The 24,955-nt window shown below is 50.0% G+C and carries 24 protein-coding genes; all 24 read right to left on the minus strand.

The window, feature by feature from the left end:
• Nucleotides 1-18: 18 nt before the first annotated feature.
• A complete protein-coding gene (locus tag BUB81_RS04580) occupies nucleotides 19-2,271 on the minus strand; it encodes a chemotaxis protein CheA (protein ID WP_073319038.1) in 2,253 nt (750 codons plus the stop codon).
• 12 nt (nucleotides 2,272-2,283) lie between these two features.
• Nucleotides 2,284-3,036 (minus strand): protein phosphatase CheZ, encoded by a 753-nt coding sequence (locus BUB81_RS04585; RefSeq protein ID WP_073319041.1) that lies wholly within the window; start codon nucleotides 3,034-3,036, stop codon nucleotides 2,284-2,286.
• A gap of 35 nt (nucleotides 3,037-3,071) precedes the next feature.
• Entirely contained in the window at nucleotides 3,072-3,455 is a 384-nt protein-coding gene (gene cheY / locus BUB81_RS04590) for a chemotaxis response regulator CheY (protein ID WP_070175545.1), read from the minus strand.
• Between the two features lie 59 nt (nucleotides 3,456-3,514).
• Complete coding sequence (locus tag BUB81_RS04595) at nucleotides 3,515-4,243, minus strand: RNA polymerase sigma factor FliA (protein ID WP_073319044.1); 729 nt, start codon at nucleotides 4,241-4,243, stop codon at nucleotides 3,515-3,517.
• 2 nt (nucleotides 4,244-4,245) lie between these two features.
• On the minus strand, nucleotides 4,246-5,106 hold the full coding sequence (locus tag BUB81_RS04600; protein ID WP_073319046.1) for a MinD/ParA family protein: 861 nt from the start codon (nucleotides 5,104-5,106) through the stop codon (nucleotides 4,246-4,248).
• Nucleotides 5,103-6,494 (minus strand): flagellar biosynthesis GTPase FlhF, encoded by a 1,392-nt coding sequence (gene flhF / locus BUB81_RS04605; RefSeq protein WP_073319049.1) that lies wholly within the window; start codon nucleotides 6,492-6,494, stop codon nucleotides 5,103-5,105. Before flhF ends, BUB81_RS04600 begins: the two co-directional genes overlap by 4 nt.
• A 29-nt stretch (nucleotides 6,495-6,523) precedes the next feature.
• Entirely contained in the window at nucleotides 6,524-8,623 is a 2,100-nt protein-coding gene (gene flhA / locus BUB81_RS04610) for a flagellar biosynthesis protein FlhA (protein WP_073319052.1), read from the minus strand.
• 155 nt (nucleotides 8,624-8,778) lie between these two features.
• Nucleotides 8,779-9,903: a flagellar biosynthesis protein FlhB gene (gene flhB / locus BUB81_RS04615; protein ID WP_073319055.1), complete on the minus strand. Its 1,125-nt coding sequence runs from the start codon at nucleotides 9,901-9,903 to the stop codon at nucleotides 8,779-8,781.
• 16 nt (nucleotides 9,904-9,919) lie between these two features.
• Nucleotides 9,920-10,702 carry a flagellar biosynthetic protein FliR gene (gene fliR, locus BUB81_RS04620; RefSeq protein WP_073319058.1) on the minus strand — a complete coding sequence of 261 codons (783 nt, stop codon included), beginning with the start codon at nucleotides 10,700-10,702 and terminating at the stop codon, nucleotides 9,920-9,922.
• Complete coding sequence (gene fliQ / locus BUB81_RS04625) at nucleotides 10,703-10,972, minus strand: flagellar biosynthesis protein FliQ (protein WP_073319061.1); 270 nt, start codon at nucleotides 10,970-10,972, stop codon at nucleotides 10,703-10,705.
• Between the two features lie 9 nt (nucleotides 10,973-10,981).
• Nucleotides 10,982-11,743: a flagellar type III secretion system pore protein FliP gene (gene fliP / locus BUB81_RS04630; protein ID WP_073319064.1), complete on the minus strand. Its 762-nt coding sequence runs from the start codon at nucleotides 11,741-11,743 to the stop codon at nucleotides 10,982-10,984.
• A complete protein-coding gene (fliO, locus tag BUB81_RS04635) occupies nucleotides 11,733-12,212 on the minus strand; it encodes a flagellar biosynthetic protein FliO (protein WP_084526221.1) in 480 nt (159 codons plus the stop codon). The genes fliP and fliO overlap by 11 nt, the downstream gene beginning before the upstream one ends.
• Nucleotides 12,172-12,579, minus strand: coding sequence for a flagellar motor switch protein FliN (gene fliN, locus BUB81_RS04640; RefSeq protein ID WP_073319067.1), 408 nt, complete (start codon nucleotides 12,577-12,579; stop codon nucleotides 12,172-12,174). The genes fliO and fliN overlap by 41 nt, the downstream gene beginning before the upstream one ends.
• A gap of 27 nt (nucleotides 12,580-12,606) precedes the next feature.
• Entirely contained in the window at nucleotides 12,607-13,665 is a 1,059-nt protein-coding gene (fliM, locus tag BUB81_RS04645) for a flagellar motor switch protein FliM (protein ID WP_073319070.1), read from the minus strand.
• Nucleotides 13,666-13,677: 12 nt separating this feature from the next.
• The gene (gene fliL / locus BUB81_RS04650) at nucleotides 13,678-14,214 is read right to left on the minus strand and encodes a flagellar basal body-associated protein FliL (RefSeq protein ID WP_073319073.1); all 537 of its coding nucleotides are present in this window, start codon (nucleotides 14,212-14,214) and stop codon (nucleotides 13,678-13,680) included.
• 89 nt (nucleotides 14,215-14,303) lie between these two features.
• The gene (locus tag BUB81_RS04655) at nucleotides 14,304-16,400 is read right to left on the minus strand and encodes a flagellar hook-length control protein FliK (protein WP_073319076.1); all 2,097 of its coding nucleotides are present in this window, start codon (nucleotides 16,398-16,400) and stop codon (nucleotides 14,304-14,306) included.
• A 109-nt stretch (nucleotides 16,401-16,509) separates the two neighbouring features.
• The gene (fliJ, locus tag BUB81_RS04660; protein WP_073319079.1) at nucleotides 16,510-16,980 is read right to left on the minus strand and encodes a flagellar export protein FliJ; all 471 of its coding nucleotides are present in this window, start codon (nucleotides 16,978-16,980) and stop codon (nucleotides 16,510-16,512) included.
• Nucleotides 16,981-16,984: 4 nt separating this feature from the next.
• Complete coding sequence (gene fliI / locus BUB81_RS04665) at nucleotides 16,985-18,319, minus strand: flagellar protein export ATPase FliI (RefSeq protein WP_073319082.1); 1,335 nt, start codon at nucleotides 18,317-18,319, stop codon at nucleotides 16,985-16,987.
• Nucleotides 18,309-19,091 (minus strand): flagellar assembly protein FliH, encoded by a 783-nt coding sequence (gene fliH / locus BUB81_RS04670; protein ID WP_073319085.1) that lies wholly within the window; start codon nucleotides 19,089-19,091, stop codon nucleotides 18,309-18,311. Before fliH ends, fliI begins: the two co-directional genes overlap by 11 nt.
• 14 nt (nucleotides 19,092-19,105) lie before the next feature.
• Nucleotides 19,106-20,146: a flagellar motor switch protein FliG gene (gene fliG, locus BUB81_RS04675; protein WP_073319088.1), complete on the minus strand. Its 1,041-nt coding sequence runs from the start codon at nucleotides 20,144-20,146 to the stop codon at nucleotides 19,106-19,108.
• A gap of 10 nt (nucleotides 20,147-20,156) precedes the next feature.
• The gene (gene fliF / locus BUB81_RS04680) at nucleotides 20,157-21,851 is read right to left on the minus strand and encodes a flagellar basal-body MS-ring/collar protein FliF (RefSeq protein WP_073319091.1); all 1,695 of its coding nucleotides are present in this window, start codon (nucleotides 21,849-21,851) and stop codon (nucleotides 20,157-20,159) included.
• A 15-nt stretch (nucleotides 21,852-21,866) separates the two neighbouring features.
• Nucleotides 21,867-22,193: a flagellar hook-basal body complex protein FliE gene (gene fliE / locus BUB81_RS04685; protein ID WP_073319094.1), complete on the minus strand. Its 327-nt coding sequence runs from the start codon at nucleotides 22,191-22,193 to the stop codon at nucleotides 21,867-21,869.
• Nucleotides 22,194-22,431: 238 nt separating this feature from the next.
• Nucleotides 22,432-23,778 carry a sigma-54-dependent transcriptional regulator gene (locus tag BUB81_RS04690; RefSeq protein ID WP_073319097.1) on the minus strand — a complete coding sequence of 449 codons (1,347 nt, stop codon included), beginning with the start codon at nucleotides 23,776-23,778 and terminating at the stop codon, nucleotides 22,432-22,434.
• 3 nt (nucleotides 23,779-23,781) lie between these two features.
• A complete protein-coding gene (locus tag BUB81_RS04695; protein ID WP_073319100.1) occupies nucleotides 23,782-24,936 on the minus strand; it encodes a sensor histidine kinase in 1,155 nt (384 codons plus the stop codon).
• Between the last annotated feature and the right edge of the window lie 19 nt (nucleotides 24,937-24,955).

Below are 24,955 nucleotides of genomic sequence, written 5' to 3' on the forward strand. Positions count from 1 at the left end.
AACAAGAATCCTCTATTATTATTTTAATGCTTTTCGTGCGTAGCGTTTCAGCAGACTTGGGATATCCAGAATCAAGGCAATACCACCATCGGAGGTTATCGTTGCTCCCGCCATACCCGGCGTGCCCTGTAACAGCGCATCCAACGGCTTGATAACTACTTCTTCCTGTCCTATCAGTGCGTCAACCACAAACCCGACTTGCTGAGTACCAATTTGTACCACAACAACATGCCCTTTGTGACGGTCAATGTTTTTGGGTCCGCGTATCAACCATTCTCCAAGGAAGAATAACGGGATAGCTTTTGAACGCACAATCATGGTTAGCTGGCCATCAACCGTATTGGTTTTCTTGATGTCCATATTGATAATTTCGTTCACCGCACCCAATGGCAGTGCAAAGGTTTGTTTGCCTACCACAATCATTAATGTAGGCAGGATAGCCAGGGTGAGCGGCACTTTGATTTCAAGGCGGGTGCCCCGGCCCAGTTGCGAGTCGATATTAACGGTACCGTTGAGCTGGTTAATTTTGGTTTTCACCACGTCCATACCAACCCCACGACCAGAAATATCACTGATCTCGGTCTTGGTTGAAAAACCTGGTGCAAAAATCAAATTAAACGCTTCGACGTCAGACATACGGGCTGCCGCATCGGCATCCAACACACCGCGGGAAATCGCGATGTCTTTGAGTTTGTCCGGGTCCATCCCTTTACCGTCATCTTCAATGACGAGCAGGATGTGGTCGCCTTCCTGAGACGCCGACAATTTAACTTTACCCATTCGGGGCTTCCCAGCTGCCGCCCGGTCATCCGGCATTTCAATACCGTGGTCAACTGAGTTTCGAACCAGGTGAACCAATGGATCGGCCAGGGCTTCAACCAGATTCTTATCCAGATCGGTTTCTTCACCTTCCAGCTCTAGGGTAATTTCTTTTTTCAGGCTTCGCGCCAAATCCCTGACAACGCGAGGAAAACGACCAAATACCTTTTTGATTGGCTGCATGCGGGTCTGCATTACCGCACCCTGCAAGTCACCGGTCACCACATCGAGGTTGGCGATGGCTTTGGACATTGATTCATCATTGATGTTTATGCCCAGACTTAACAAGCGGTTACGCACCAATACCAACTCGCCCACCATATTCATGATCTGGTCCAGACGTCGGGTATCTACCCGAACGGTCGTTTCAGCTGGTGGTGGCGCAGGTGTGGCTTTCTTTTCGTCTTTTTTAGCTGTAGCGGGTGCCGCAGCGGGCTTGCTCTGCGCTGCAGGTGCAGCAGGCTTAGCTGCGGGAGCAGGCTTTTCAGGCGCTTTTGGCGCAGGCGTCGGCTTCGCTTCGTTTTCTACCTTAACCCGAGGTTTTTCGGCAGGTGCAGGTTTTGCGGCTTCAGCGGCTTTTGTCTCGCCCGGGCCTTTGCCCTGTCCGTGTAACTGATCAAGTAACGCTTCAAACTCATCGTCGGTAATTTCATCATCACCGCCAGCTGGCGTAGCCGCTGGTGCTGCAGCAGGCGCTGGCGCGCTAGGCGCTTCAGCTTCACCGCTAAACTTACCTTTGCCGTGAAGTTCGTCCAGCAGCGCTTCGAATTCGTCGTCGGTTATATCATCGTCACCAGCAGGTGCAGCACTAGCTGCAGGCGCAGGTTTTGCGGCTGGCGTTTCTTTGGTTTCGTTCTTACCCGGCGCGCCACCCGTACCGTGAAGTTCGTCTAACAGTGCTTCAAATTCGTCTTCGGTGATATCGTCGATAACACCAGACGTGTCGCTTGTTGCACTCTCGGTTTCCTCGGGCTCTTCTTCCAGCTCGAAGGTTTCCTCAACAACTTCCTCAGCAGCAGGCGCTTCAGAGGCGGCACCGTCAAAAATATTTTCGTCGGCCGTTTCGGGATGGCTCAGCTTGTGGAGGATATCTACCAGGTTGGCGTCTGCCGGCTCTAGCGGCTCACGCAGTTTTACTTTTTCGAACATCTCTACGACAACATCCGTTGCCTGCAGAATCACGTCCATTAATTCTGGTGTCAGCGAGCGCTGTCCGTTTCGCATGACGTCAAAGACATTTTCAGCGCCGTGACAAATTTCAACTAACTCGGTTAGTGACAAGAAACCAGCGCCACCTTTCACCGTGTGATAACCACGGAATATGGCATTGAGCAGATCTTTGTCTTCTGGGTTATTTTCCAGATCTACCAGTTGCTCTTGTAATTGTTCGAGGATCTCTCCGGCTTCAACCAGAAAATCCTGCAAAATATCTTCATCGACATCAAAAGACATGCACCCGCTCCCCTAGAACCCTAAGCTGGACAAAAGGTCGTCAACATCATCCTGACCAGACACCACGTCATCACGGGTCTCTGCATCAATAATCGGTCCTTCAGCTTTGATTTCATCGTTATCGGCTTGTTTAGTGGAAGCTTTGACGTTTTTCGTCACTTCTGAACCACCAAACACTGTCAGCATGTGAACCAGACTATCTTCAACTTCTTTGACCAACTCGATAACCCGGCGAATAACCTGACCAGTCAGGTCCTGGTAACCCTGTGCCATAAGCACCTCAGTGAGTAACGACATGAGGCGATCTGCATTTTTGGACGAATTTTCCAGAAAAGAATCCAGGTCCAGGCACAACGATTTGAATTCTCCGAGCTCGATTTCACGATTCATCAGCTTTTTCCATTCAGGCAAAACACCGTCGATTTGCGCTTTCATGGTTTCCACAATTGGCATGCTGTTTTCAACAGCGTCCATTGTAGTATTAGCCGCTTTTTCAGTTTCTTCAATAACGTAAGTCAATCGGCTTTGTGCGTCAGGGATGTCTTCGTTAGCGAGGCCAGCAATACGCTCGTCTAATTGGAAATTATTCAGCGCATTGTGTAATTGGCGGGTAAGCTTGCCTACTTCGGCAAATAACTCGACAGACTCTTTCATTGCCACGGCATCAAGCAATGCATTGGCTGATTCGTCATCTCCGTTCTCCAGAAATACGACCAACTGCTTTGCTTCTTCCAGAGTCATCGGAACTTTTCTGTTTTCTGTCATCCAGTTATCCTCAGGCGGTTAAACACTTAACTGGATTAACCCAAGCGTTCAAAGATCTTTTCTAGTTTTTCTTTTAGTGTTGCTGCAGTGAATGGCTTAACGACATACCCGTTAACACCGGCCTGTGCGGCGGCAACAATCTGTTCTTTCTTCGCTTCTGCGGTAACCATTAAAACAGGTAAATGCTTCAATTTGTCGTCGGCGCGAATAGCGCGCAACAAATCGATTCCCTGCATCCCGGGCATGTTCCAATCAGTGACTACGAAGTCAAAATCGCCTTGCTGTAACATAGGCAGCGCCGTGCTGCCATCGTCGGCTTCCTGAATATTGGAAAAGCCCAGGTCTTTGAGTAAGTTTTTGATAATTCGTCTCATTGTAGAAAAATCATCTACAACAAGAATTTTCATATTCTTATCCAAAATTGCCTCCAGTGAGGATAGTCATATTGTTAGTATAGTTATACGAATCCGTATAGATGTTACTCACCAGTCCGCCAGGACTTCATACGAGCTTTTAATTTTAACATCGCCTGACTGTGAATCTGGCTCACTCTGGACTCACTGACTTCGAGAACTTCACCTATCTCGCGCAGGTTAAGTTCTTCATCGTAGTACAGAGACAACACTATAGCTTCACGTTCCGGTAATGTAGTAATAGCATGCGCCAGCGCTTTTTGAAATGCGCCTTGCATTAAATCATCTAACGGCGCATCGGAGCCACGCGAATCTTCCGTGGTAATAACATCTTCCGACACACCTAAATCTTCGATACCGACCAATTTGCCTGCGTTTACTTCAGACAACATCTGATGGTATTCCGCCAGGCTGACATTGAGTTTTTCTGCAATGTCCACATCCCGGGCATCACGGCCAGTTTCTTTTTCTACCTGAGCTATCGCCTCAGAAATCGCCCGGCCGTTTTTGTGTACTGAACGCGGCGTCCAGTCGCCTTTTCTAATTTCGTCGAGCATTGCTCCACGAATGCGAATCCCTGCAAAGGTTTCAAAACTGGCGCCTTTGCTGCCGTCAAAATTCTTGGCGGCTTCCAGCAGGCCAATCATGCCTGCCTGAATTAAATCATCAACAATAACACTGGATGGCAAGCGCGCCATTAAATGATGGGCGATACGTTTAACTAATGAAGCGTGTCGCTCAACCAGCTGCGCTTTATCTATTTGTTGTTGATACGCTGCTGCTCTGCTATTCACACTCAGTTACCTGCCACCTTACCTGCAACCAGTTGTTCTACGAAAAACTCTAAATGGCCACCTGGCTGTGCCGGGATTGGCCATCCCGCAGCTTTGGTCGCTAACTGGCTGATTGCTACTGCTGCCGGTGATGCCGGGAACGCATCAACAATGGCACTTTGCTTGCGAACCGCACGCCGGATATTCTCGTCGAACGGCACGGTCGCCACTAATTCTAATGCAACATCCAGAAAACGCCCGGTTACTTTCGACAATTTACTGAATAATTCTTGCCCTTCCCGCACATCGCGCACCATATTGGCCACAATTTTAAAGCGGAATACGCCGTAGTCCCGGTTGAGAATTTTGATCAACGCGTAGGCATCTGTTAACGAGGTAGGCTCGTCGCACACAACCACCAGGATATCCTGTGACGCCCGGGCAAAGCTCAGTACCATGTCTGAGATACCCGCCGCTGTGTCCACAATCAACACGTCAACCTGAGAGCGCAATTCACTAAACGCGCGAATTAATCCCGCGTGCTGCGTGGGAGATAACTCAGTCATTGACTGCGTGCCTGACGTTGCCGGCGCAATTTTAATACCATGAGGCCCGGTTACCAGCACTTCGTCTAAAGTACATTCGCCAGACAATACGTGGGACAGGTTTTTCTCTACCCTTAACCCTAACATCACGTCGACGTTAGCCAGGCCGAGGTCGGCATCCAATACCATTACCCGTTTGCCCTGCTTTGCCATTGCAATAGCGGTATTCAGGGTAATGTTGGTTTTCCCTACGCCACCTTTACCGCCGGTTACGGCGATAACTTTGATTAATCGAGATTGATTCATCTTTCTTAAGCTACTCGCTTGGTCTTCAATCATACTGCCTGTGCTGAATTTACTGCTGTATTCCCATTAGTATGATTCAATCCATACTTTTTATAAAGCTTTGCTGCTAAAGAGATTATAGATTTTGCATTTGCCACATGAATATCCTCTGGCACCTGCTGTCCATCAGCCACATAACTCACCGGAAGCTGCGCTTCGATGACGCTGCTGATCACCTCCCCTAAACTATAGCACTCATCTAACTTAGTGATGATACAACCTTGCATATCAATACTGCTGTAAGCACCAATGATATGTTTTAGTGTAGCCTGTTGCGTATTACCCTGCACAACTAAATAATTTTTTATTGTTTGACCGCCAGCTTGCTGGAACGTAGCTAACTGACTGATTAAACGGCTATCCCGCTGACTGAAGCCCGCAGTGTCAACCAACACCAGGCGCTTGCTGCGGAACTGAAACAGCAAATCAGCAAGTTGTTCACCCGACTGCGCTTTGCGTACCGGGCAACCAATGATCTTACCGTAGGTTGCCAATTGCTCGTATGCCGCGATGCGGTAAGTATCGATGGTAATCAATGCAACCTGGTCAGCGCCATACTTTTGTGCGTATTTGGCAGCCAGTTTGGCAATCGTGGTAGTTTTACCTGTACCAGTTGGCCCAACCAGTGCAACTACGCCCTTCTGGGATAAGATATCATCATCGTTGGTCATTAATCGATTAGACAGAAGTTTGAGTAAGTACAACCAGGACTCGCGCTCATTGGCCTGTGCAGGCGCGTAGCTAACCAACTGTCGCGCCAGCGGTGCGGAGATCCCCATATCAATCATCTGCTGATTCAAGAAACGCTGCTGTGGCTTCATGCGTGACTGATGCTGTTGCTGCATATCCGACAGTTGGAACTGCAAGACATTGCGCAACGAGGCCAATTCAGCGCGGATATCTTCCAGATTACCCTGAGATGCAGCAGAACCTGACTGCTGAGACGGCGTATCAAACTCATCGTCAAAGCCCCCCATTGCAGGCTTAGCCGCTGACTGTGTTTGTTGCTGAGCTGGCTGAGCAGGTGCCGCAGGCGCTGAGGTTTGCATGGCTTTGGCAATAGACTGCGCTTGCTGCCTGCCTGCATGTTGTTTGCCCGCTTGTTTTTCCAGTAACTCTCGTAGGCTGTCCGGGCCGTCATCACCAATGATCTCACTGAGGGTTGGTAACGGTTTTTCACCCGGATGCCCTGGCTTGCCCTGCTGTGCTTTGCCAGCTTGCATGTCCAGTTTAGCAGCAGGCTCTTTGTCGTAGGCTGCTACCAATTCAATGCCATCGGCCACCTTGCGATTTGACATGATCACGGCATCAGCACCTAATTCATGCTTTACCTGATTAAGCGCTTCGCGCATGTCTTTACCAAAAAAACGTCTGATTTTCATAATGACCTCGTTAAATCGGGTGCGTCAGTTTATTGACCCACCGATGCCACAATTTTTACCTGCTTGTCGTCGGGGATTTCCTGATAAGACAACACATGAAGCCCGGTTACCGCATTCTTAAGGAAGCGGGATAACACCGGACGCAACATGCCCGATGTCAGTAATACTGCGGGCTCACCCGCTAATTCCTGCTGCTGCCCTGCTTGCTGCAACGATTGTTGTAAGCGCTCAGCTAAACCAGGCTCAATACCTGCGCCATCGTCCCCGCCTGCCTGCAACGACTGATGCAACATTTGCTCCAACTCTGGCGCCAACGTAATGACAGGCAATTCCCGACCGCCGTTATTGATTTCCTGCACAATGAGACGCTTCAGAGAAATCCGCACCGCTGATACAAGTACGTCAGGATCCTGACTCTTCGGCGCGTACTCTGTCAGCGTCTGCACAATGGTGCGCATGTCACGAATAGGCACGCCTTCATACAGCAGGGTTTGCAACACTTTCACCACGGTAGACAGCGACACCAGATCCGGAACCAGACCTTCAACCAGCTTAGGACTATGCTTAGCCAGCATATCCAGCAGTTGCTGTACTTCTTCGAATCCGAGTAACTGATAAGCGTTGGTGGTCAGTAGCTGACTGAGGTGAGTGGCAATAACCGTTGCCGCATCGACTACGGTGTAACCCAGTGTTTGCGCGTGTTCACGCTGATTAGGCTTAATCCACACCGCATCCAGTCCGAACGCAGGATCCTTGGTAACACGACCTTCCAGTTTGCCGAATACCTGACCCGGATTAATAGCCAGTTCTTCATCGTGGCTCACCTGCGCATCACCAATGGTGACGCCCAGCATTGAGATATGATAAGCATTGGGGTCTAAGTCGAGGTTGTCGCGAATATGCACGGGGGGCACCAAAAAGCCCAATTCCTGGGACAGCTTTTTACGCACCCCTTTGATCCGGCTCAGCAGTTCGCCCCCTTGGGCTTTATCTACTAAAGGAATTAACCGATAGCCCACTTCCAGTCCAATGGTGTCAACGTGTTGTACGTCATCCCAGCCCAGTTCTTTTACTTCAACCGGCGCTGCATCCTGATCATTAGTGACAACGGGTTTAGCCGGTTCCATGGCACGTTTTTTCTCCTGATACGTCTGATAATAAGCATACCCGCCTGCAAGCGCAGCGAATGTCAGGAAAGCCAGGTGTGGCATGCCAGGCACAATGCCCATCACAAATAAAATCACCGCTGCAATGTACAAGGCCTGTTTGTTCCCCAATTGCTGCTGAATTTCAGAACCCATTTCCTGGGTCTCGTTTTCACGCGTAACGATTATTGCTGTCGCAACTGACAGCAATAAAGATGGGATCTGCGCGACCAGGCCATCACCAATGGTCAGGATGGTATACACTTCGAGCGCGTTGCCGAAACTCAAATCGTGCTGGATCATACCGATGAACAACCCACCCACGATGTTGATTAACATAATGAACAAACCGGCGATTGCATCGCCTTTTACGAACTTTGACGCACCGTCCATTGAACCGTAGAAATCCGCTTCAGCGGTAATGTCTTCACGGCGGCGACGGGCTTCATCCTGGTCGATATAGCCGGCATTAAGGTCGGCATCAATGGCCATTTGTTTGCCGGGCATGGCATCTAAGGTAAAACGTGCGCTGACTTCCGAGATACGACCTGCACCCGCGGTAACAACCTTAAAATTAATGATCAGCAAAATAGCAAAGACGACCACACCGACTGCATAGTTGCCACCGATGACCACTTCACCAAATGCTTCAATTACGCGGCCTGCGGCATCTCCACCTTCGTGTCCGTATAGCAATACCACTCGGGTAGAGGCTACATTCAACGCCAAACGCAAAACCGTGGCGATAAGTAAAACCAGAGGAAAAATACCAAAGTCGACAGGCCGTTGCGTGAGAACAGCTACCAGGATAATGACTAATGAAAGCGCAATATTAAAACTGAAGAGCACGTCCAGTAAGAGGGGTGGCATAGGCAGGATAACCATGCCCATTATTGCCAGTAAAACTAAAGGTACACCCATTCCCTGGGACAGTCTTTGCAACTGCGCTTTATCAAAGCGTTGTAGATAATCAGATAGCACCATAAGTTAAATTCTTACCAACAGATTTTTGACGCAATAACGTTTCTTTCTGTAGGTATATCAATCTACGTGCCAGCTTTTACTGCTGTGGTGCTAACTGATTATTAATCCATCACAAAAACACAACAGCCCGCATAAGCAGGCCGTTTAATGTCAATTTAATAGCGCATATCCGGTGGGATCGGCAGATTATTTGAAATTGGCTTAGGCCGTTTGCCCTTACCTGCTTTAAAGGCTTTAAGCTGGAATACATAGGCCAACACCTGAGCGACAGCCATAAAGAGCTTGTGAGGAATTTCCTCATCGACTTCGGTCGTGTAATAAATTGCCCGGGTGAGCATAGGTGTCGCAACCAGTGGCACACCATGAGCGTTAGCAATTTTTCGAATATGCATAGCCAGCTCATCGCCTCCTTTGGCAACCACCACAGGCGCTCGGTTACCATTCTGGTCATATTTTAATGCCACTGAATAGTGTGTCGGGTTAGTCACAACCACGTCGGCCTTCGGCACTTCCTGCATCATTCGGCGAGCGGCAGCCTGATACTGCAAGCGACGAATGCGCCCTTTAACCTGAGGGTCACCATCAGCGTTTTTCCGCTCGTCTTTGACCTCCTGCTTGGTCATCTTCATTTCTTCTTTGTGCTTATGCGACTGGTATGGCACATCAATCAACGCAATGGGAATCATACCCAGCGTAAGGAAGAAAAACGCCCATTCAATCATGTCCAGCGCGTGAAACACATTAAGCGGGAAGATCTCCTGATCAAGATGTAACGCCTCGTCCTGGAAAAAAGACAATGACAATAGTGCCATACCGCCAATAACAAAAAATTTAGCAATGGCTTTGAGTAGTTCTACCAGGCCATTCATACCAAACATACGTTTAAAACCAGCCATCGGGCTAAGCTTATTCCAGCGTGGTTGGGCGGAATACCAGGTAAAGTTGTAACCACCCAGCGCAATCGACCCATATACCCCGGCGATCATAGCGACAATCATATAACCAAGTACGGGAATACTGACCGCGGTTAATGCCTCTCCCCAGGCCGAGAACATGTGAGTAGGATCGTAGGTTTCATCACGAGACAGTGTGAAAACACGCTGCATGACAGCAAATAACGCATCGGCAATATACCCCCCCATCAGCAGAAACATTACACTGCTGACAACAAGCACTAATGCGGTAGAGAGTTCACGGGAGCGGGCAATCTGCCCTTTTTTACGGGCATCGCCCAACCGTTTCGACGTCGCGTCTTCTGTTTTATCACTCGTATCAGCCATACTGGCCTACCCCCATTTAGGTCGGACACACTGCCAGCAGTTCACACATAAACTGCAAGGCACGCTGCCATTGGTTTTCGAAGTGGCTGGTAAAATTGTCCAGCGTGAGCCAGATAATGATCAGGCCCATTATTTGCGCAATCGAAAAACCGATACTGAAAATATTTAACTGTGGTGCCGCTTTGGTCATCACACCAAAGGCCAGGTTAACAATAAGCAATGAAATAATCGGCGCTAACGCCAGAGTCAAAGACGCGACAAACATCCACCCTGCCCAATGGGCGATATCGCGAAGTTGCTCGGGTGCAAACCAACTTTCACCAATAGGAAACGCATCGAAGCTCATCACCATCATCTGAATCATCGATAGGTGGCCATCTAATTGCCAAAACAATAACGTTGCCAGAATCAGGTAGAACTGACCTACGGCCGGCACGTTAATCCCATTCACGGGGTCGACAATGCTGGCAAAACCCAAACCAGTTTGCATGGCTATCACCTGACCGGCCAGTACGAACGTATTCAGCACCATCATGGAAATAAAGCCGATGGCAATACCGATAAGTAATTGCTGAATACCCAGTAAAAACACACCGACATCAACAAGATTAGTGACCGGTGATGGCGGCACTACCGGCATGATCACCAGTGACAAAAAAATAGCTAGTAACGCGCGAACAGGTGTTGGAATCGATTTAGCACTAATGCCAATCATGGCGGCAAACATGCCGCTGATGCGCATAAAGGGCAGCATTAAATCAGCCAGAAACTGATTAATGGCAACCAATGAAACATCCATTTAGCCAATCACCTGAGGAATTTGATCGACCATATGGAAGGTAAAGTCCATCAGCTTTTGCACCAGCCAGTTTCCGCCCCAACTCAACGCCAGCAACGTGACGATTAAACGAGGCAAAAAACTCATGGTTTGTTCGTTGATAGAGGTTGCCGCCTGAAATACGGCAACAATAAGACCAACGATCAGGCTGGGGACAATGACCGCAGACACCAGCAGAATAACCATGAACATGGATTCGCGCAGGATTTCAACAAACACTTCTGGTGACATGACGCTCTCCTACACACCCATACCAAAACTGGTTGCGAGCGTGCCGAATATCAGGTTCCAACCGTCCACCAGCACAAACAACATAAGTTTAAACGGCAATGACACAATCATGGGTGACAGCATCATCATACCCATGGCCATTAGAATGGAAGCAACGACCAAATCGATGATCAGAAAGGGAATAAACAACATGAAGCCAATCTGAAACGCGGTTTTTAGTTCACTGGTGACAAACGCGGGGATCAGAATATTCAATGGCACATCAGCAGGATCCTGATATTTGTCCTCGTCTCCGGCAATCGATACGAACGTTTCTAAATCCTTCACTCGGGTTTGCGACAACATGAAAGCCCGCATTGGCCCTTTTGCTTGCTCAATGGCTTCCATTGAGGTCATTTCTTCTTCCAGATACGGTTGCAATGCCCGTTCATTAATCTCGTCAAATACCGGAGCCATGATGAACATCGACAAAAACAAACTGACCCCAATCAGGATCTGGTTCGACGGAGACTGCTGTAAACCAATCGCCTGACGCAGAATAGACAACACCACAATAATTCGGGTGAATGACGTCATCATCATAATAAACGCAGGCAGCAAGCTCAGCGCTGTCATAATAAACAGCGCTTGCAGCGTCATGGTGTAATCCTGACTACCGTCGTTGTTGGTGGTTACCGTGACTGCTGGAATCCCCTGCTGAGCCAATACTGGCGCAGCCAGCAAGTAAATTGGCAGGGCTACCCCCAACCATTTCATAAGTTTACTTGTCATCGCCACTCTCCTTAAGCGATGGATTCATTTTTTGCGCCATCGCCTGCACCAGTTTTTGTTTGAACATCGCGCCGCCCTGATTGTCTTGTTGCGTAACAATCGGGGTGTCTAGTTTGCTCAGGTGATTAATGTTCTGTGCGGTAACGCCTATCAGATGTTGCTCTTCGCCAACCTGAATGACCATCACCCGTTCTCTGGCCCCTGCAGAAAGGCTCGCAACGACTTTTAAGTGCTGGCTGTTACCGGGAGTGACATTAAACCGACGCATTACATACGCCAGCGAAAAAATGATGCCGACTATCAGCAAAAGTGATAGAAAAATTGACAGTACCGAGGTCGGGTTGGTGATACTGGCAGCGGCGTTTGCCGTAGGTGAAAGGAGGATTGCCAGCGGGGTAAAGAAATACCCCACTGATTTTAATAGGTTTTTACCTGAGCTTTTTAATTCTTTCGATTTGACTAATAACATCCGTTAACCGAATACCAAATTTATCGTTGACCACTACTACTTCTCCATGAGCAATCAACGTGCCATTTACAAGCACGTCCAGTGGTTCACCGGCAACTCGGTCCAACTCAACCACGGAACCCTGATTAAGTTGCAGTAAGTTTCGGATGCTGATCTGGCTACGGCCCACTTCCATTGAAATGGTCACGGGAATATCCAGAATCGTATCTAGTTTTTTCTTTTCTTCCTGAGTAATGGGTGCATCGTCAGAGAGCTCGTCCAGTTCTGCGACTTGAACATCATCATCGGCGCCGCCTTCGTCAGCCTCTGCTTCAGCCTGTTCAGCCATGGCTGCGGCCCAATCGTCCATACCGTCTTCTTCACTCATGATCCTGCCTCTTTCTATCGCTTAGGATTATAAATCTTCTTCTAACACCTGCAGCTCTGCATCATTGTCGATAATGCGTCCGCCGCGGGTAAGTAACTGTAATTCCGACTTCACGGAAGTCGGCCGTGCTATTTTCTCAGTGATCTTCAGCGCCAAATGTTCTCTGGAGCGCCCTAACTTCGCCCTGAACGAAGGTAATTCTTCAATTAACACCGTGATGTACTCCGGCATTTCCACCGGAATAATGTCGCCGGCTTTAAAGTCCATCACGTCGCGTAAAGGTATCTCAAAATCCAGCATATGGGTGGTAAGTGCCACTTTGACATCCATGATTTCGTCGCGCAGTGCTTTACTCCAGCGTAAGTCGGTGTCTTCCTTGTCGCTTTGTACACCCGCGTCAAGCAATTCACGGATGGGTTCCAGCATCGAGTACGGCAGTGACACGTGGAAATCACCGCCCCCCCCATCAAGTTCAATGTGGAACGAGCTGATCACCACGACCTCGGTGGGACTCACAATATTCGCCATGGCCGGGTTTACTTCTGAATCCAGGTACTCAAATGACACGTCCATCACCGGTGCCCAGGCTTCTTTGTAATCCTCAAAGATGATTTTCAGCAACATCTGAATAATACGCCGTTCGGTTGGCGTAAATTCACGACCTTCAATTTTGGCATGATAGCGCCCGTCGCCACCAAAGAAGTTGTCCACCAGAATAAACACCAAGCGCGCTTCCATGGTGATCAAGCCAGTACCTTTTAACGGTCTGAAACGCACCATGTTCAAACTGGTTGGTACAAACAAGGTATGAATGTACTCACCGAACTTGATCATCTGGATACCGTTAATCGACACTTCCGCACTGCGGCGCATCATATTGAACAAACTCACCCGCAAGTGTCGGGCGAAACGTTCGTTCACAATTTCCAGCGTTGGCATGCGGCCACGAACAATCCTATCCTGCGATGAGAAGTCATATTCCAGGGCTGATGTGTCCCCGGGTTCTTGTGTAACCTCTTCTTCTTCGACGTCGTCTACCCCGTGTAACAGGGCATCAATTTCATCTTGAGATAATAAATCGCTCACGGCTCGCTCCGGTTACTGCATCACAAAGTCGGTAAACAGCACTCGCTCTACCACTTCACTGCCCGCAATGTCTTTCAATGCTGACTGCACTGATTCCAAGGCATTTTCACGCAGTTCAATCTTTCCAGCTTCGGTGACTAAGTCATCGGCATTGCTGGAACTGAATACTTGCAACAAGGTTCCCTCTATCAGAGGGATATGGGTTTTAGCGGCTTCTTCGTTGTCAGAACCACGCACCATGAGTTGCACTTTAATTTGTACTAATCGGTCGCGACCAGACCCAGGTACGTTAAATACGATTGGCCGTGGCATAGCCACGTACAGCGCAGTACCAACGCTGGCATTAGTTGGTGCTGCTGCCGCAGGCGCGGGTTGTCCTGTGCCATCGGCTGCCAATTGCTCAGCCGCAGTCGGCTCGTCACCACCAGCAAACAAAAAGAAGTAGGCTGCTGCACCACCGCCAATTAACACTACGGCAATAATGATAATCAGCATCAGTTTGCTTTTCTTACCGCCTTCTTCTTCAATTTGTAATTCTTCTTCCGCCATCTCACACTTCTCTCAATTTAAACTAGGCGTATTATCTATCACAGCCAACAAATCGCAACGACTAATGCCATGCTGTTGACTGCTTAGTGTTAAACATAGTCGTCAATCAGGCCATTTGCCTGTCGAACAACCCGGGTTTCATTCATTTTTGCGTCTTCGGGCACATTGTCATCGAAACCGCCACCTGATTGACCACCGCTCTGTTGTTCTCCTTGTTCCCCTGTTTGTTGTTGACTCACAAAGGATTCACCCAGGTCGATACCCTGTTCAGAAAACATATCTCTTAAGCGCGGCATTGCATCAGCCAGCATCTCTTTGGCGTGCTGAGATTGCACGACAAAGCTCACTGATGCCGAGTCACCCGACACGTTGAGTCGAATCTGCATGCTTCCCATTTCAGGAGGGTCCAGACGAATTTCAGCCATTGATTGTCGGCCATTCACCATCCAGCGAATTTTTTCAGCCAGTTGTTGCTGGCCTTGAGGCTGATTCAACGGCACTGGCTTGTCTAATGCTGCTTGCTGTTGAATGGATTTCACCGTTTCAGAATGTTGCTGACGCGTTTCCTGAGTAATCAAATCACGGGTGTTATGAAGCAATTCGTTGAGCTGCAGCTCTTTTTGATCGGACATCACTGACGTGGCTGCCAATTGTGCAATGTGCTGTGCATCCTGCAGTAGCTGCTGAGGTAATACAGGCTGTTCTGGCTGAACTTCAGCTGATACCTGAGCGACTAAGGCCGTTAAATCAATCGCCGGCTGATGCCCCTGCTTTAACTGGGCACGCATTTCTTCCATGCCGCTTACCAGCATGCCTTTCATTTGCGACTGCTGCGCTGCACTCAGCTCCGGATTTGCCGCTGACGCTGTGTCTGTAATTACCTGTGCTACCTTGGCAAGCGTGTCATCGCTGGCTTGCTCCAGCATAGACTCAAGCGCAACGACACTGTCTGCCGGGTTGATTACCGCTTCTGTTTTCGCTGCGGCCACCTGACCCGACGAAGCGGTTTTGTCTGCTGTTGGCTGTGTCATTAATCCCACCAGCATCGCTGCCTGGTTCAAAAGTGGATCGGCGCTTTCCTCGACTTCAATGACCGATTCATTGATCTGCTCAACATCCAGAGTGAGCATAGTGTCGGCATCGGCTATTTGGGTTACCAGCTCCTGCTCGGGAGCAATCTCTGCGTTGTCTTTTTTATTCAACGCTTCAATTTTTGACAACAAACTAATGGCGACTGACAAAGGTTGTGGTGCAAGCGCGGTATCGGTATCGACATCAGCAGCGAGCTCGGCATTTTCAGTTTGCACTTCCACCGGCAATACGTTGTCAGTCAGACCCAGCGTTGGCTGAACGGGCTTTTCCAGACTCGCGCCGTCATTACCTTCCGCGCCTTTGACTTCAGATTTGTCCGCTTTACCTTTGAACTGTGCAATCAGCGTCATAAAGTCAGCCAGGATGGCTTCCGACTGCTCCACGGTGATTGCAGCTGATTGGCCACTGGCATCCAACTCAGGCGCTTCGGCAATTTGTGCCATTAATGCATTGAGGTCTTCAATGATTTGCGCTTTACCATTTTCCAGTTGATGCACATCGAGTCCGTCAACGGGGGGCTTCATTTCCGGCGCAACCTCAGCCGGCAGAGGCTGTTTATCGCCGGTTACGCCCGGCCATTTCTGTTCAAATGTGCGCAGTGCCTCCACCAAAGCCAGGTAATCCGTTTCAGATGCTGTATTGTCTACCTCAACGGCGGGAATGACGGCATCAGGCAGCGTATTTAACGAAACGTCATCTGTGTTTGCTAAATCAGCGCTTTCTGACGTCGAGACGTCGTCGGTTGTGGCTGTAGACGACGTGTTTTGGGAATTACCTGACGTAACCGTTTTGTCTACAGTAGCGGCTTGAACCTGTTCGCTCGCTTCAACAGACTCTGTGGGGATACTGTCCTGCTCTGTTTGGGTTGCCGCATCGTCCGCGTTTTTCGGTGCGGTTTGTGGCGGAACGGCTTCTGACTTTGGCGCAGCCTGAGCCGCTTTTCCGGGCCTTTCAAGCGCACGTTGATGTTGAGAAAACACGTCAGCAAATTGTCCGGATTCAGCGCTGGTTTGCGTTGAATCAGGGGAAAGCGTTACCGGATTGTCCGGCAAGGCGGCAATTTGTGAACCCTGCGTGGCAAGCTGTTGCATCATAACCGTGTCCTCATCACCTAACTGCTTGATAATTGGTGTTTGTTGTTTTGATGTTAAGGATTAGAGCAAAGACCGTTCCAACTTTGGAAACAAACGGAAGTGTGTGTTATTAACCCGCGAAGTACTGGTTCCGCAATAACCGTTGAAGCGCAAACTCATCCATGGCTTGCTGTTCCTGACGGTTGTCGAGCTGTTGCAACGTAGCGTGTTTTTTGCCGATGAGCTTCTCTACGGCCTGACGTTTGCGCTGCTGCGCCAACCATTGTCTTTTGCGCTGGTCGGCTACTACACTGGCTTGCGCAATGATTTGATTTTGTTGTTCACAGGCCTTGTCCAGCTTGGCAACGAAGGATAAGCGCTGTTGGTAATGCCGTGCACCAACCCCATTGCCCCCTTCCTGTTGCAACTGACGAAAGTAGTCCAGACGATATTGCTGCAAACTGGTTAGTTTTGCTTTTTGTTGTTGATAGTAATCCTGAGCAACGTTAAAGGCGTGAAGGGTATTTTTCTCCTTGTCTGTTTCCAGACGCAGTACCACATTCATTTGCTGTAGCGACTTAGCCACCTGGGTGCGACTCATTTACTCACCCCTTTCCTAATCCGCCAGCCAGTTGCGCCATGGACGCGAGGCTCTCGTCGTAGGGCAGCACTTGCTTCATACCCTGTTGCAATAACGCGTTAATGGCAGGCTCGGCATTGATAGCCAAATCCACACGGGGATCGGTCCCGCGGGTATAGGCGCCAAGTGTAATTAAATCTTTGTTTTGCTGATACGTGGAGTAAACCTGACGCACCCGACGCGCTTGCATCAGGTGCTCTTCACTGACTACCTGCGGCATCACCCGGCTGATTGACGCCTCGATATCAATGGCAGGATAATGCCCACTGTCGGCTAATTGACGCGACAAGACTATATGCCCATCCAATATAGCCCGTGCTGCGTCGGCAATGGGGTCCTGCAAGTCATCGCCTTCGGTGAGAACCGTATAAAACGCCGTGATGGAGCCTTGGTTTTCACTGCCGTTTCCGGCGCGTTCCACCAATGCGGGCAGCCGCGCAAATACCGATGGCGGGTAACCTTTGGTTGCGGGCGGTTCGCCGACGGCCAGCGCAATTTCACGCTGGGCCATGGCATAGCGAGTCAGTGAATCAATCAATAGCAGTACATTCATGCCCTGATCGCGAAAATACTCTGCCACTGTCACCGCGGTTTCGCACCCTTTAAGGCGCATCAGCGGTGACGTATCGGCGGGTGCGGCAACCACAACAGCGCGCTCACGCTCTTCGGGAGTCAGAATATCGTGAATAAATTCTTTAACCTCTCGTCCCCGCTCTCCTACAAGGCCGACAACGACGACATCGGCTTTCGCGCCGCGGGTCATCATGCCCAGTAATACACTTTTACCCACGCCACTACCGGCAAACAGGCCCATGCGCTGACCTATTCCAACGGTATTCAGCGCGTTAATGGCTCTTACGCCAACGTCCATGGGTGAGTCAATCGGTCTGCGGGTGAGAGGGTTAATTGGCGGCTTTACGGTTGGCACTCTTGTTGTGCTTTCTACTGGCCCTAAACCGTCAAGCGGCTGACCATTGCCGTCGATAACCCGGCCTAGCAACCCCAGGCCAACCGCCAGGCCACTTTCCCGGTTCAACGGTAATACCCGGGAGCCAGGTACAATGCCACGCACGGCTTCGGTTGGCATCAGGTAGGTAATGTGTTCGCCAAAGCCGACGACTTCGGCTTCAATTTCGCCGTCTACTGTTTGCACCATGCACTGACTGCCAACCGGTAACTGACAGCCCACGGCTTCCAGCGTCAGCCCAATACCGCGAACCAGTTTACCGGCCGCGACAACGGGCGGTGTGGGCACCTGTTTTTGCAGTTGTTGCAAATGCGACAACAGACTAGTGGTCATCCGGCAGCCCTTGCTCTAGCAGGAACTTGTCCAGCACATTCTTACAACGGCGTTCGATAGACAAATCAACCGCGTTGTTTTGCGTAACAATATCACAACCGCCCCGCGACAAGGCGGGCGTGTCAATTAAGGTCCAGCCTTTTGCCTGAATCGTCTCTTCGCCGAAATGCTCGGTAACCAGGGCGATGTCTTCAGGGTTGAGGTGAATCTTGTATTGGGTTTCTTCTACCGGCAGGGCTTTCAGGCCTTCACTCAGCGCCTGTAAAATCACATTTTCAGACAGCGTGACTTCGGTGCGAATAACCGAACGTGCCAGTGCGACCGACAGTTTCACTATTTCTTTGCGGACCTGCTCGTCGGCCTGCTGTAACGGTGCATGCAGATTTTCAACCAGGGATTGCCATAGCTCAGTTTGCTGCTCGATTTGCGCTTTACCGTCTTCCAAACCCTGCGCCAGTCCTTCCTGGTGGCCCTGTTCAAGACCTTCTGCCTTACCGGCTTCCAGTCCTTCCGCTTTCCCTTCATCAAAGCCGTTTTGCTTGCCTTCTGCAAAGCCTTCATCGTAAGCGGCTTGGCGAATAGCTTCGATTTCTTCAGCCGTAGGCGGAAGAATTTCCTCCGGCTCTTCCGGTGGTTCGTACTTCCAGTCACTGCGACGGTTTAATGCATTTGTTCGGGTCAGGTCCAGCTGATCGGTTGTCTCTACATGAGGCAGCTCCCAGCCTTTGGCCTCTTCGAGTTCTTCTACCGTAAAACGTTTAGTGGTTGCCATAGTTTATGCCGGTGCTAGAGGAACTCTTCACCACCGCCTCCACCAAGCATGATTTCACCGGCGTCAGCCAGGCGACGTGCCACCGACAGAATTTCTTTCTGAGCGGTTTCCACCTCACTGATACGCACAGGTCCAAGCGCTTCCAGATCATCCACCAGCATTTCAGCTGCACGTTTAGACATGTTCGCCGTAATTTTGTTTTTGAGCTCTTCGTCCGCACCCTTAATGGCTTTAAGCAGCGAGTCTTGCTGTACTTCGCGTAGAATCGCCTGAATGCCGCGGTCGTCCACGTCCACCAGGTTGTCGAAGACAAACATCAGGTCCTGAATCTGCTGACTCAACTCTTCGTCCTGCTCGCGGATAGCATCCATTAGCTGGCCTTCGATGTTGGTATCCAGGTAGTTCATAATATCGGCAGCTGACTTCAGGCCGCCCATCTTCGCCGCCTGTGTACCCGCCTGACCGGCGAACTGTTTCTCCATGATCTCGTTGAGTTCCTGCAGTGCCGCTGGCTGAACTTCTTCCAGGTTGGCGACCCGCATCAGCAAATCGAGACGAACTTTCTCCGGGAACTGCGACAAAATCTCGGCGGATTGCTCTGGCTCCAGATACGACAATACAATGGTCTGAATCTGCGGGTGCTCGTTGCGAATGATGCTGGCAACCTGTTTGGAGTCCATCCACTTCAATGAATCCAAACCTTTGGCCCCTGATCCCATGAGGATCTGGTCGATTAGGTTGGCCGCTTTGTCTTCGCCCAGTGCCGCAGTTAAGGCACGCTTCACGAAATCCTGACTCTGGAACCCGATGGTCGAGTAGTTTTGAATTTCATCGATGAAGTTTTTATGCACGGCGGTGATTTTAGCCTGCGTCATATCATCGATACGGGCCATTTCTGCACCGAGCTTTTGTACCTGCTTGGGTTCGAGATGCTTTAAAATCTGCGCGGCATCTTCTTCCGACAAGCTCAGCAGCAAAATAGCGGCTTTCTCGACGCCTTCCAGTTTACTGACGTCGTAGGCAGGTTCTTGTTGTGTTGCGAGTTCTTCTGCCATGGTCTACCCCTTACTCATCCTGCATTAACCAGCCTTTCACCACTTGCGCAGACAGCTCTGGCTCATTGGCCACCAGCGCGCGCACGGCTTTCAGGACATCTTCATCTTTGTGTAAATCAGGCAACATCAGTGAGCCATCTGGCGCAAAGCCCACCTGACCTTCATCAAATTCTGATGACAACATATTAATGGTGTCATCGCCCAAATCCAGCCCTTCGTCGGCGTCAAAGTCATCGCCAGACTGTCCATCATCAGGATTGATAAGGCGAGACAGCATTGGACGTATCACCGCAAATATTAGCGCAATAACCACCAGACCGCCCATTACCCACTTCACCAGTGGCATAAAAAACGGCTGCTCCCAGATAGGCAACTCTTCTTCGGCACCGGTGTCGATGCGACTAAAAGGCATGCTTACCACTTCCAGGCTATCGCCCCGGGTTACGTCAAAGCCTATTCCGCCTTGCAGTAATCGACGAATGCTTAACAACTCTTCCGGCGTACGAGCTTCACTGGTTACAGTGCCGTCTTCACCGGTTGTTTGCAGATAATCGACAGCCACAGACACGCTCAATCTGCGGATCACACCGGTTTGCTGCTTAGTATGACTAATTGTAGTATCCAGCTCGTAATTGCGCGTTGATTCTTTCGTCGTTCTACCAGGCACTGGCGCTACCTGGCCATTGCCACCTGCCTGCTCAGGAATATTAGCATCCAGTGGCGGCTGATTGCTCACAGCGCCAGGAATACCGGCAGCAATGGAACCTACAGAATTTTCTTCTACTACCATTTCGCTGCGCACGGCAGGCAGATCAGGATTGTAACGACGCTGGGTTTGCTCGACGGCAGTAAAGTCCATGGTAACATCGACCTGGGCGGTATAGTTACCAATGCCAATAACCGGAATCAGAATAGAATCGATTTTTTCCTGGTATTCTGCTTCGCGTTGACGTTCGATTTCATATTCTTTGCGGGCTCGTGCACTCAGCGAATCCTGAGAACCAGAATTCAATAACCGGCCATTGCTGTCGGTTACAGTAACACGTTCTGGTTCCATGCCTTGTACCGCTGAGGCGACGATATCAACCACAGCGTCTACTTCTTCGCCGCTGATAACCGCGCCGCGGTTAGCAGTAAGCACGACCGTTGCACTGGCTTTCTTTTCGCGACGGGCAAATACATTTTCTTTTGGTAACGCCAGCAACACGCGGGCTTTTTTGATACTGGCAATGTCTTCGATTGTGGCGGCGATTTGTTTTTCACGCGCATGTTTCAGGCGTTCCATTTCAACGCGCTGGCTCACACCAAAGCCCATGTCCTGCATGATGATATCAGCCCCGGCTTGTTCAGCTTGTGCCAATCCTTCACGGCTCATACCCAGTTTGATTTTCTGGTATTCGTCGACCCGCACCTGAATAATGTTGCCTTCCAGTTTATAGTCAATCAGATTGGCGTCGAGGTAATCGAGGGTTTCGATGAGCTCTTCCGTATCCATTTTGGCTAGTGGACGATAATCAGGCTCTTGCACAAACAACACCACGAAAATCGCAATGGCAACGGATATCACCAACACCACTACTAACGTCATCTGACGCATCATGTCGGTATTACCAATGCTATCCATGAAGCCAGACTTTTGCTCAGTCTCGCCGCCTGCTCCCGCGGAGTCACTTACTGCCAGATTTGTACCGGTTGCTTCAGCCACAGTTCACTACTCCACTTACACAGGCATATTCATGATTTGTTTGTAGGCTTCCAGCACTTTATTTCTGACCTGCACGGTCGCTTCAAACGCAATGCCTGACTTCTCTTTTGCCAGCATTACATCAGCCATGCTCAAAGAGCGATCGCCCATTTCAAAGCGCTGCTGCATGTCTTTGGATTCCAACTGCATGTCGTTAACCTTCTCAATGGCATTACTCAATAACTGCGAGAAATCACTTTTAGAGGTGTTGAGTTCGACCTGCGGCTGCGGATTTACGTCCAGACGAGTCTGCGCGATCATAGCCTGCATTTCCTGATACAAACTGTTGGCTTTAACGTCCATAACGGCTCCTGATTGATTATTTGTCACTTCCATCGTCGGGAATATGACATTTTCTTTGACTTATGCAGAGATACAGCAAGGACCAGACCAACTTTTCAAGTTAATAAAAATCAGTGGGTTAGCATGAAATGCCAAAAATATGACGGCAAAGGTAGGTAGGTAGATAGATAGGTTGGTATTGAGGTTACCAATAAAAAGAGGCGCAATTACTGCGCCTCTCAAAACATAACATTTTTCGTTAAGCCGGTACGTCAATACCCTGATCGCGCATTCGCGCTAACTTGTATCTCAAGGTACGAGGGCTGATCCCCAGTTTTTCAGCCACGTCTTTCCGCTTGCCTTTGCAGGCGGTCAGGGTATCCAGAATGATCTGATGTTCCTGATGACGCAACTCATTGCCTAATCTGCTGTTGTCTTCATCTGGCTCTTCGATGGTTGGTACCGCAACGGCTTGACCTGTTGCAGGTTCTATCATTAGATCGGTCGCATCAATCGTGTTGCCTTCACATAAAATTAATGCACGCTGACACACGTTTTCCAATTCCCGCACGTTACCTGGCCAGGCGTGTTGCAGCAGTTTATTGCGCGCAGACGCACTTAACGTAAAGCTGCCAAGACCTTGCTGGGAAGCATGCCGCGAGATCAGGTGCTCTGCCAGCGGAATAATGTCACCGCTGCGTTGACCCAAAGGCAACCAGGTAATAGGAAATACGTTCAGGCGGTAATACAAGTCTTCACGGAACTCGCCTCTGGCAACCGCTTCTTTCAGGTCGCGGTTACTGGTTGCAATGACCCGTACATCCAAAGAGATGGTTTTACGTGCACCCAGTCGCTCGACTTCTTTTTCCTGTAGCACACGTAATAATTTGGCTTGTAACGCCAAATCCATTTCGGTGATTTCGTCGAGTAACAGCGTACCGCCCTGGGCTTGCTCAAACTTACCCGGACAGGCCTGAATTGCGCCGGTAAACGCCCCTTTCTCGTAACCAAACAAGGTGGCTTCCAGCATATTCTCCGGAATGGCGGCGCAATTAATTGCAACAAACGAACTATTTGCCCGCTGGGAGTTGTCGTGAATATAGCGAGACAAGACTTCTTTACCCGAACCACTTGGCCCCAACACCATCACAGTCGCTTCTGAACGCGCGACTTTGCGGGCTAACAGCAGCAACTCTTCGCTGCGCGGATCGCCTACTACCGGCTGACGGGATTCGACCTTTTGCGCAGGTGCATACCGGCCCACAAGGTTTAACAATACTTCCGGCGCGAATGGCTTGGAGAGATAGTCTGTCGCGCCGTCGCGCATAGCCTGCACGGCATCGTCGATAGTGGCATAGGCCGTCATCAACAACACGGGCAGATTGGCGTCTTTGGCTTTAATTGCTTTCAACAATGCCAGGCCATTCATTTCGCCCATTTGGATATCACTCACCACGATATCAACAGGTTGACGGCCCAGCATCATAATGGCTTGCTCGGCACTGTCGGCAGCAACGACCTGATAATCTGCTAATAACAGGGTATCGACTAATGCTTCGCGCAGACCGGCATCGTCTTCTACGATCAAAACAGTTGTTTTTGACATGGTTTACCCCTCTTGTACCGACGTTAATGGTTCAACGTCGCTGGAAAACGCCCGAGGTAGCATCATGGCGAAACACGCGCCGCCCTCTGGCAAATTGGTGACTTGAATTTTACCCTGATGGGCTTTAGCGACCGATTGCACTACAGCAAGTCCCAGGCCTGTGCCATGGGTTTTGGTAGTGAAGAACGGTTCAAATATCTTTTGCTTTGTGGCATCGGTAATACCCGGCCCCTGATCGGACACGGCCACCACCAGCCAGCGATTACTCACGCGAAACTGCACCTGAATCGTACTTTCTTTCGGGCTGATCTGGCTGGCATTTTGAATCAGGTTTAATACTGCACCCTGCAGCGCCGTGAGGTTGCCGGTAATGCGTGCGTCAATATGCTGACCTTTGAACACCAGTGTCTGATTCATTCCCACTGCCATGGTTTGCGCGGTGGGCTCAATGGCGTCGAACAAAGTTGCTACGCTTATGTCATTAACCACTTGCTGTTCACCACTCTTGGCAAACAACAGCATGTCGTTAACCTGATTTTCCAGCTCTTTCAGACGATCCTGCAGTTTATTAGCAAACTGATGACTGGCATCAGCGCCTAATCCTTTGCGGGTCAGGTTGGCTGCATACAACATGGCAGCCGACAATGGCGTGCGAATTTGATGCGCCAGTGACGCGACCATTTTACCTAGTGATGACAAGCGTTGAAGGTGACTCAGACGCGCTTGTAACTGACGGGTTTCTGTTAAGTCGGTTAGCACGATAAGCTGACCCGGCTCATTCACAAGTGGCGTAATGGACAGCTTAACCCGGCGTCCATCGTACAAAGACACCTCGTGACCATCGTCGGCGCGGGGTTTAAACGAGCGCGCGATAATGGTACGCCACAGCTCGCCTTCCAGCGGTTCCCCCAAAAAGACTTTTGCCTGCTCATTTGCCTGACGAACAATCCCCTGACCATCGATAACCACCACGCCTGCAGGCATAACCTGCAATAAGTGGTTAAGACGAGAAGCCTGTTGTTTCAATGAGGCCAGCTCTTGCTGCTGAGTTTGAGCCTTGTCTCGGGCAACACTCAAATCGGTGAGTGTTGCGCCGGCGCCGCTTGGGGCGTCGGTGATATCCTCAATAAGATTGGCAGAACGACTTTTTAATGCCATGGGATCCTCGTCAATTTGC

It is taken from the genome of Marisediminitalea aggregata, from assembly GCF_900129565.1.
GTDB lineage: Bacteria > Pseudomonadota > Gammaproteobacteria > Enterobacterales > Alteromonadaceae > Alteromonas > Alteromonas aggregata.

Excerpts from the sequence above, each read along its gene's own strand:
- BUB81_RS04580 (WP_073319038.1), bottom strand. The coding sequence starts at position 2,271 with ATGTCTTTTGATGTCGATGAAGATATTTTGCAGGATTTTCTGGTTGAA.
- BUB81_RS04585 (WP_073319041.1), bottom strand. The coding sequence starts at position 3,036 with ATGACAGAAAACAGAAAAGTTCCGATGACTCTGGAAGAAGCAAAGCAG.
- BUB81_RS04600 (WP_073319046.1), bottom strand. The coding sequence starts at position 5,106 with ATGATTGAAGACCAAGCGAGTAGCTTAAGAAAGATGAATCAATCTCGA.
- flhF (WP_073319049.1), bottom strand. The coding sequence starts at position 6,494 with ATGAAAATCAGACGTTTTTTTGGTAAAGACATGCGCGAAGCGCTTAAT.
- flhA (WP_073319052.1), bottom strand. The coding sequence starts at position 8,623 with ATGGTGCTATCTGATTATCTACAACGCTTTGATAAAGCGCAGTTGCAA.
- flhB (WP_073319055.1), bottom strand. The coding sequence starts at position 9,903 with ATGGCTGATACGAGTGATAAAACAGAAGACGCGACGTCGAAACGGTTG.
- fliR (WP_073319058.1), bottom strand. The coding sequence starts at position 10,702 with ATGGATGTTTCATTGGTTGCCATTAATCAGTTTCTGGCTGATTTAATG.
- fliQ (WP_073319061.1), bottom strand. The coding sequence starts at position 10,972 with ATGTCACCAGAAGTGTTTGTTGAAATCCTGCGCGAATCCATGTTCATG.
- fliP (WP_073319064.1), bottom strand. The coding sequence starts at position 11,743 with ATGACAAGTAAACTTATGAAATGGTTGGGGGTAGCCCTGCCAATTTAC.
- fliO (WP_084526221.1), bottom strand. The coding sequence starts at position 12,212 with ATGTTATTAGTCAAATCGAAAGAATTAAAAAGCTCAGGTAAAAACCTA.
- fliN (WP_073319067.1), bottom strand. The coding sequence starts at position 12,579 with ATGAGTGAAGAAGACGGTATGGACGATTGGGCCGCAGCCATGGCTGAA.
- fliL (WP_073319073.1), bottom strand. The coding sequence starts at position 14,214 with ATGGCGGAAGAAGAATTACAAATTGAAGAAGAAGGCGGTAAGAAAAGC.
- BUB81_RS04655 (WP_073319076.1), bottom strand. The coding sequence starts at position 16,400 with ATGATGCAACAGCTTGCCACGCAGGGTTCACAAATTGCCGCCTTGCCG.
- fliJ (WP_073319079.1), bottom strand. The coding sequence starts at position 16,980 with ATGAGTCGCACCCAGGTGGCTAAGTCGCTACAGCAAATGAATGTGGTA.
- fliI (WP_073319082.1), bottom strand. The coding sequence starts at position 18,319 with ATGACCACTAGTCTGTTGTCGCATTTGCAACAACTGCAAAAACAGGTG.
- fliH (WP_073319085.1), bottom strand. The coding sequence starts at position 19,091 with ATGGCAACCACTAAACGTTTTACGGTAGAAGAACTCGAAGAGGCCAAA.
- fliG (WP_073319088.1), bottom strand. The coding sequence starts at position 20,146 with ATGGCAGAAGAACTCGCAACACAACAAGAACCTGCCTACGACGTCAGT.
- fliE (WP_073319094.1), bottom strand. The coding sequence starts at position 22,193 with ATGGACGTTAAAGCCAACAGTTTGTATCAGGAAATGCAGGCTATGATC.
- BUB81_RS04690 (WP_073319097.1), bottom strand. The coding sequence starts at position 23,778 with ATGTCAAAAACAACTGTTTTGATCGTAGAAGACGATGCCGGTCTGCGC.
- BUB81_RS04695 (WP_073319100.1), bottom strand. The coding sequence starts at position 24,936 with ATGGCATTAAAAAGTCGTTCTGCCAATCTTATTGAGGATATCACCGAC.